This window comes from Cupriavidus sp. HMR-1 (assembly GCF_000319775.1).
GTDB classification, from domain to species: Bacteria; Pseudomonadota; Gammaproteobacteria; order Burkholderiales; family Burkholderiaceae; genus Cupriavidus; species Cupriavidus metallidurans.
Genome location: NZ_ANKP01000056.1, coordinates 37,982 through 45,441, shown reverse-complemented (window position 1 = coordinate 45,441; position 7,460 = coordinate 37,982). Strand labels below are relative to the sequence as shown.

The following is a 7,460-nucleotide window of genomic DNA, read 5'->3' as shown; positions in this document are numbered from 1 at the left end:
CGCGCGCGTCGGCGCGTCCGGTGGCCGGGCTGGCAGTGGGGCAGCGTGCCGATTTCGTCGTGCTGGATGGCAATCATCCGACGCTGGCCGGCCTGGACGGCGCACGCGCGTTGGCCACGCACGTGTTCGCCAGCCACGGACATGAGACACTAGCGGAAGTCCGCACTGGCGGCATGTGCCGCGTGCAGCATGGCGTGCATCCGCAACAGGCGGAGGCAGGCCGGTTGTTCGCCGAGGCGCGTGCTCACCTGCTGGCCGACTGAGCCAGACCGACCGAGCCTGGACTGCAATCCCGAAGCCCCAGAGACAACGATGTCCTTCACCACCGATATCCCCGCTTTCACCCTGCATCGCGGCACACGCCCGCTGCTGGTGTCGATGCCGCACGTTGGCACCCATCTTCCCGCGAAACTGGCCGAGCGCCTGACGCCCGAGGCCCGCACCGTGCCCGACACCGACTGGCACATGGATCGCGTCTACGAATGCGCGCGCGAACTGGGTGCGTCGATCCTGATGGCCACGCATTCGCGCTATGTCATCGACCTGAACCGTCCGCCCGATAACCAGAACCTGTACCCGGGCCAGGACACCACGGGCCTGTGCCCGGTCGATACGTTCGACAAGACGCCGATCTACGCCGATGGCACGAACGGGCCGGACGATGCGGAAGTCGCGCTGCGCCGTGGCGCAGTCTGGCACCCGTACCACAACGCGTTGCAGGAAGAGCTGGCGCGTCTGCGTGCCGAGCATGGGACGATTGGCCTCTGGGAAGCGCATTCGATCCGCTCGATGCTGCCGCGCTTCTTCGAAGGCAAGCTGCCGGATTTCAATCTGGGCACGGCCGATGGCAAGAGTTGCGACGCTGGCCTGGCCGCCGAACTGATCGCGATCGCCGATGCGGTGCCGAACCATACCGCAGTGCTCAATGGCCGCTTCAAGGGCGGGTATATCACGCGCCAGTATGGCAACCCGGCACAGGGCGTGCACGCGGTCCAGCTCGAGCAGACGCAGTCGTCCTACATGGAAGAGGTGTACCCGTTCGCGTACAGCGAGGCCAAGGCCGCCGCGATCCAGCCCGCTATCCGCAAGATGCTGGAGACGATGCTGGCGTTTGTCGAAGCGCGCTGATGCGCCTGCGGTGTTCGCTCCTCTCCCGCTTGCGGGAGAGGAGCGGGGGCCAGCGGTTCAACATGCCATCCGTCGCATCCTGAACCGCCATATCCGCTCCCGCGCCTGGGAGCGCGAGACTACTTCCCGCTGGCGATCCGGTCCTGAATATGCTGCGCGCGCGCAGCCGAACCGGGGTGCGAACTCAGCATGCTCGACTGGCCGCCATCGAGCTTGGCCAGTTTCTGGAATGCCGTGACAAGCGCCTGGCGGTTGGCGCCGTTCTTGGTGAGCAGGTCGAACGAGTAATCATCGGCCTGGCTCTCCTGCCGCTGCGAGAACTGCGCATTGACGAGCTGCTCGCCGAGCGCACCCAACTGCGACGACGACAGCGCGGTCAACGTGGCGTTGCCCGTCGAACCGAGCAGTCCGCGCGCGGCGGCGGTGGAATAGGCCACTTGCATTGCCGACTTGGTATGGCCCAGCGCCACGTGGCCGATCTCGTGGCCGAGCACGCCGCGCACTTCGTCGTCACTCATCATGTCCATCAGCCCGCTATAGACCCGCACGCAACCATTGGCCATGGCCCACGCGTTGACATCCTTGGTCATGTAGACCTTCGCATCGAGCGGCAGCCCGGTGTTCTGCAGACCGCTCATGATTTTCACGAGCCGTTTCGAATAGGTGCTGTCCGGCGTGGCCAGCGTGTTCTGCTTGTCCATCTGGGTGCAGGACTGGTCGGACAGTTGCTTGACGTTGGCATCGCTGAGTGTGGCGGCCGAGAACATGCTGGTGCCAGCCTGGGTGAGGCTATCCATATTGGCGCCGGCGCAGCCAGCCAGTAGTGTGGCGCAGGCGACGGCCGCGGTTGTGGCGGTAAGTCGGATCATCTTCATTCCCTGTGTTGCAGTTATCGAGGATTGTTCGTGCCGGCGGGTCTTCGACGGGCCCGCTCGATCGCACGGTAGAAGAATAAGCAACGGATGCGCCTTTGCGCCAGCGGGCGATGTCTTACGTATTCGTGCGCAGGCTGCACGATCGGCTCGGTGAGCCGCAGTACGCCGAAGTGCAGGGCTTCGACCGGGCCAGTGACAAGCCGGGCTCCGTCTGGCTATGCGCGGATGGCGAGGGGGAGGGCAGCAAGACCGCCACGGATTCCTTCCTGCTGCATGGCGGCGCCGAGCGGGCCAAGCGGAAGGTATCTGGAATCGAGGGCACGGACCGGGGGCACCCGGGTCCGAGGGGCAGCGATGGTTACTCAAGCACCGATGCCGGCGCCAGGGGCAACCCGTTCAATGCCGAGGGCAAGGTCGAAGACTGGAGCGTGGGTTTCGCCATGCCTGAATCCCTCCACGCGGGCGGTGGATAGGGTGGCAAGGGAATCGTTGGGGGAGTTGGTGCCCGGGGTCGGACTCGAACCGACACGCCTTGCGGCGGGGGATTTTGAGTCCCCTGCGTCTACCTGTTTCACCACCCGGGCTGGGTATCTGGCGATGGGCGAGAAAGCCTGTCGCACTACGATGAATCGCGGATTATGCCGGAAATCGCCCAGTCGGACAACCCGGGGCGGGTTTGGCGTCAGCGTCCGCGCCGGGCGTTGGTGGCGCGGCTGCGGTCGTAGAAGCCGGGCGGCTTGCGGGCGATCCAGCGGATGAAATCGGCGATGGCTGGATGGGCGCGCAGCGCGTTCCAGTCGTGATAGGTCGTGGCCAGTTCCGCCTCGGTGAAGACCGAGTGGATTTTCTGGTGGCAGACGCGGTGCATTGGCACGACTGCGCGGCCGCCGTGGCTGCGTGGCACAGGGTGGTGGAGGTCGGTTGTGGCGTCGTCCAGCAACCTGCGGCCGCATAGCGGGCAGAGCGATCCGGCTGCGGTTGGCGCTTCGGGGGGCGGGCCGAGTTGGCCATCGTGGCCTTCTCGCAGACGGCGCTTGACGACCATTGGTATTCCTGTGGAGTCAGGGAGGGGCGGCAGTTGCGGTAGGATAGCGCGCAACCGCGCCTTGCGGTGCCCCCCCCCCCGAGATGCCACTGGAGCCGAGTGCCATGTCAGTCCAGCCGCCCCTGGATGTTGCCCCTGCCGCCACGTTTGCCGCATTGGCTGAACTCCCTTCGCAGGACCCCGCGTTTTACGCGCAGCAGTACAACAATCGCGCGAACGTGCCCGAGAATCCCGTACACATGGCGCGCTGGGCGGCGGATTCGGCGCTGGCGCGGGCCGGTGCGATCGAGTATTTCGAGGATCTGTCCTACGGAGAGGCGGATTCGCCACTGGTCGCCACCGAGACATACGACTATTTCCCGGCCATGCACGTGCCGGATGGCACGCGTCCGCCATTGCTGGTATTCCTGCACGGTGGCTACTACCGGGCGCTGGACAAGCGCGATCATAGTTTCGTGGCCAGCGTGCCGACTCGGCGCGGCGTGTCGGTGGCGGTTGTCAACTATGCGCTGTGTCCGGACGTGACCGTTGAAACGATTGTGCGTCAGGCACTGGAGGCGGTGGCATGGCTGTATCGCCAGGCTGATGCGCTGGGCCATGACCCGGATCGCATCTTCCTGGCCGGACATTCGGTGGGTGGCCATCTAGTGACCATGCTGATGACGGCGCTGTGGCCGCAGGTCGGCGCCGATCTGCCGGTGGATCTGGTCAAGGGTGGCCTGTCGATCAGCGGTTTGTACGATCTGGAGCCGCTGCGTCGCGCCAAATTCCTGCAGGCCGATCTGAAGCTTACGGACTCGGACATCGCGCGCATGTCGCCGGCCTTCATGCCGCCGGCCACGCGCGCGCCGCTGATCACGGCCGTGGGTGAACTGGAGTCGAGCGAGTATCACCGCCACAACGCGCTGATTCGCGCGGCATGGCCCGATAATGTGCGCGAGCCAATCGCGCTGCCGGGCCGCCATCATTTCAATGCGATGGATGACCTGATGCGCGACGACAGTCCGATGATGCGCGCGCTGTTGGGGATGATCGCGGGATTTTGAACGGCCTGGTGGGGCCGAGGGCGAGCGGACGCCAGTCGCTCGCCTACTGGGTGACCCCACAGGGTGACTTTCGTCAGCCCTTCAGTTCCAGCACCTTCAGCAGCGACGACGTATCGTCCTTGCCCCAACCCTGGTCCATCAACTCGCCGAGTTGCGCCGACGTGGCGCGCATCGCTGGCAACTCAAGCCCGATCTCGGTGGCGATGTCGGCCGCGAGTCCGAAATCCTTGGCATGGAGCCGCGACTCTATGCCGGCGGAGAAATCGCGCGTCACCATCTTCGGGCCGAGCATGTCGAGCATACGGCTGCCGGCCATGCCGGTGGCCATTGCCTGGAACACCTTGGCAGTGTCCACGCCCTGCGCGCCGGCAAAGCGCATGGCTTCGGCGATGCCTTCGATATTGACCACCTGGGCGATCTGGTTGCACAGCTTGGCCACCTGGCCTGCGCCGCTGTCGCCGATGTGCGTGATGGTCTTGCCGATCTGCTCCAGCAGCGGACGCACCTTTTCCAGCACCTCAGCCTTGCCGCCGACCATGATCGTCAGCGTGGCGGCTTGCGCTCCCACCGTGCCGCCCGATACCGGACAGTCCAGCGCCTCGATGCCGCGCGCTGCCAGCGCTTGCGCGATCTCGCGCGTGACGATCGGCGAGATGGTGCTGTGGTCGACGCAGATCGTGCCTGGCGCGGCGCCTTCCACCACGCCGTTCTGGCCGAGCAGCACTTCGCGCACGTCCTCGGACGATGTCACGTTGGTGAAGACGACAGCCGCTCCTTGCGCGGCTTCCGCGGGCGTGAAGAACGGTTCCGCGCCCAACTGGCGCGCGGCATCGGCCGCTTCGGGTCGGCGCACAAAGGCGCGCACGGTATGGCCGGCGCGGATCAGGTGGCCCACCATCGGCGCGCCCATCGCGCCCAGGCCAATAAATGCTACGGTGGTCATGAATGCTTCCTCGAACTTGTCTTACTTGTCGCCTGCGTAGGCGAACTTGCCATTGCGCACCACGCCCATCACGCGGGCACGCTGGTCGAAACCTTGATGATCCTGCGCGCTCAGGTTGAGCACGCCATTGGGCACGGTCAGGTTGTGCGTCGATTCGATCGCGTCACGCAGCGCGGCGCGGAACGCTGGCGTGCCAGGCTGCGCGCCGCTCTTGAGCGCGCGTCGGCTGGCATCGTCGAGCAGCAGCCATGCGCCCCACGCATCGCCAGCGAACTGCGTCACCGTATCCGGCCCGTGCTTCGCTTCATAGCGCGTGACGAAATCGAGTGCCACCTTCTTCACCGGATGGCTATCGGGCAACTGCCGCGCCACCACCACCGGCCCGGTCGGAAAGAGCGTGCCCTCGACGTCCTTGCCACCCACGCGCAGGAAGTCCCACGACGCAATGCCGTGGGTCTGGTAGATGCGGCCCTTGTAGCCGCGCTCGCCGAGTGCCTTCTGAGGCAGCACTGCCGGCGTGCCCGAGCCCGCGATCAGGATGGCATCGGGATTCGCCGACATCAGCTTCAGTATCTGCCCGGTCACCGAAGTATCGGTGCGCCCGAAGCGCTCGTTGCCCACCACGCGCAGGCGACGGATCTCGGCCATCTTCGAAAACTCGCGCCACCAACTTTCGCCGTAGGCATCGTTGAAGCCGATGAAGCCCACCGTCTTCACGCCCTGGTTGGTCATGTGCTCGGTCAGGATCGTCGCCATCAGGGCGTCGTTCTGCGGCATCTTGAATGCCCAGCGGCGGCGTGCGTCGCCGGGCGGCTCGATGATCGAAGCCGAGGCGGCCAGCGCCACCATCGGCGTCCCGCTCTCGGCAATGGCGTCGAGCGCGGCAATCGCGTTTGGCGTGATGTTGGGGCCGACGATCACATCGACCTTGTCCTCGGCGATGAGCTTGCGCACGTTGCGCACGGCAGCAGCCGGGTCAGTGGCGTCGTCGAGCACGATGTACTGCGCGCGCAGGCCGCCAAGCGTCTGCGGCCACATCTGCACCGTGTTGCGCGACGGGATGCCGATCGCGGCGGCGGGCCCAGTGGTCGACAGGTCGACGCCGACGCGGATATCGGCATGGGCCGACCCCGAGGCGACACCAAAAGACAACATGGACATCACTGGCAGCAGCAGCTTGCGCAGACGCATCGGCGAACTCCCGGACGAGACAGGATCGTGAAGAGGACGGCTTCGGGGACCGCTTTGGGGACGACCGGCCGGATTACTTCGCAGCCAGTCTCCACAGCGACGTAATCTCGGCCTTGCGCGCGGCGAAGAGCGGGTCGTCGGCATCGGCGGCCTTCGGGTGGCGCGGGCGGATGTCAGAGCGGCCAAGCACCTTGAGCCCCGCCGCATCGATCCAGCCAAGCAGTTCGTCGCGCGTGCGCAGGCCCAGATGTTCGGCAAAGTCCGACAGGATCAGCCAGCCCTGGCCATCCGGCGTCAGATGCGCGGCCAGGCCGTTCAGGAAGCCGCGCAGCATCCGGCTGTCCGGGTCGAACACGGCGTGCTCGATCGGCGAACTCGGGCGTGCGGGTACCCATGGCGGATTGCAGACCACGAGCGGCGCGCGGCCTTCGGGGAACAGGTCGGCTTCGATGATCTCGACGTCGCCCGTCAGTCCAAGCCGCTCGATGTTGGCGCGGGCGTTGCCGAGCGCGCGGGCGTCCTGGTCGGTGCCCACCACGCGCTTCACGCCGCGCTGGGCCAGCAGCGCCGCGAGCACGCCGGTGCCGGTGCCAATGTCGAACGCCAGGGTGCCCGATGGCAGCGGTTCTTTCGCCACGAGGTCGATGTACTCGCCGCGCACAGGCGAGAACACGCCATACCACGCGTGGATGCGGTCGCCGAGCGCGGGGATTTCGACGCCTTTCTTGCGCCATTCGAATGCGCCGATCAGGCCGAGCAGTTCACGCATCGACGCCACGTACGGCGCGTCGGACGGGCCGTAGACCTGCTCGCAGGCTTCATGCACATCGGGCGCGCGGCGCAGCGGCACCACGTGGCCGGCCTCGAACGGCAGCAGCAACATGCCCAGCGTGCGGGCCCGCTGCGACTGGGCGAGCCGGTGCTTGTGGAACGCCTCGGTGAGGCTGGCGGCCGGCTTCGGCGCCTTTTTCGGCTTGCGATCGACGCGCCGTGCCATCGCCTGCAGCAACTGGCGTGCGTTCTGGAAGTCGCCGCGCCAGAGCAGGGCGGTGCCTTCGCTGGCCAGACGGAACGCGGTATCGGCCGGCGTCTGGTCGTCGGCGATCACCACGCGTTTCGGCGGGGGCAGGCCGGCTTCCGAACGCCACATCGCGCTGCGCTCGGCGCCGTCTTCGGTCCAGTGGATCGTCGGGAGGGAATCAGTGACTGACATATATATAGGGCAGGGTGCT

The 7,460-nt window shown here is 66.3% G+C and carries 8 protein-coding genes, 1 tRNA gene and 1 pseudogene; 4 read left to right on the top strand and 6 right to left on the bottom strand.

Features of this window, described 5'->3' with window-relative positions; translation table 11 throughout:
• Together D769_RS08825 and hutG are read left to right on the top strand one after the other, a co-directional pair.
• Positions 1-263 (top strand): annotated as a pseudogene (locus D769_RS08825) (formimidoylglutamate deiminase); the annotation flags it as partial.
• 49 nt (positions 264-312) lie between these two features.
• Complete coding sequence (gene hutG, locus D769_RS08820) at positions 313-1,128, top strand: N-formylglutamate deformylase (protein ID WP_008644124.1); 816 nt, start codon at positions 313-315, stop codon at positions 1,126-1,128.
• A gap of 119 nt (positions 1,129-1,247) precedes the next feature.
• On the opposite strand, the gene D769_RS08815 is transcribed toward hutG, so the two are convergent.
• The gene (locus D769_RS08815; protein WP_008644123.1) at positions 1,248-2,003 is read right to left on the bottom strand and encodes a M48 family metallopeptidase; all 756 of its coding nucleotides are present in this window, start codon (positions 2,001-2,003) and stop codon (positions 1,248-1,250) included.
• A gap of 110 nt (positions 2,004-2,113) precedes the next feature.
• Here D769_RS08815 and D769_RS08810 point away from each other — a divergent pair, with 110 nt between their 5' ends.
• Positions 2,114-2,476, top strand: coding sequence for a hypothetical protein (locus D769_RS08810; protein WP_008644122.1), 363 nt, complete (start codon positions 2,114-2,116; stop codon positions 2,474-2,476).
• Between the two features lie 26 nt (positions 2,477-2,502).
• Here the strand turns inward: D769_RS08810 and D769_RS08805 are convergent.
• Positions 2,503-2,587, bottom strand: a tRNA-Leu gene (locus D769_RS08805).
• 98 nt (positions 2,588-2,685) lie between these two features.
• Positions 2,686-3,048: an HNH endonuclease gene (locus D769_RS08800; protein ID WP_008644121.1), complete on the bottom strand. Its 363-nt coding sequence runs from the start codon at positions 3,046-3,048 to the stop codon at positions 2,686-2,688.
• Positions 3,049-3,152: 104 nt separating this feature from the next.
• Here D769_RS08800 and D769_RS08795 point away from each other — a divergent pair, with 104 nt between their 5' ends.
• Complete coding sequence (locus D769_RS08795; protein WP_008644120.1) at positions 3,153-4,094, top strand: alpha/beta hydrolase; 942 nt, start codon at positions 3,153-3,155, stop codon at positions 4,092-4,094.
• 73 nt (positions 4,095-4,167) lie between these two features.
• Here D769_RS08795 and D769_RS08790 read toward each other — a convergent pair whose 3' ends face one another.
• From D769_RS08790 to D769_RS08780, 3 genes are all read right to left on the bottom strand, one after another.
• Positions 4,168-5,037 carry an NAD(P)-dependent oxidoreductase gene (locus D769_RS08790; RefSeq protein WP_008644119.1) on the bottom strand — a complete coding sequence of 290 codons (870 nt, stop codon included), beginning with the start codon at positions 5,035-5,037 and terminating at the stop codon, positions 4,168-4,170.
• A gap of 21 nt (positions 5,038-5,058) precedes the next feature.
• On the bottom strand, positions 5,059-6,228 hold the full coding sequence (locus D769_RS08785) for an ABC transporter substrate-binding protein (RefSeq protein ID WP_008644118.1): 1,170 nt from the start codon (positions 6,226-6,228) through the stop codon (positions 5,059-5,061).
• A 73-nt stretch (positions 6,229-6,301) separates the two neighbouring features.
• On the bottom strand, positions 6,302-7,441 hold the full coding sequence (locus D769_RS08780; RefSeq protein WP_040010953.1) for a class I SAM-dependent methyltransferase: 1,140 nt from the start codon (positions 7,439-7,441) through the stop codon (positions 6,302-6,304).
• Positions 7,442-7,460: the final 19 nt, after the last annotated feature.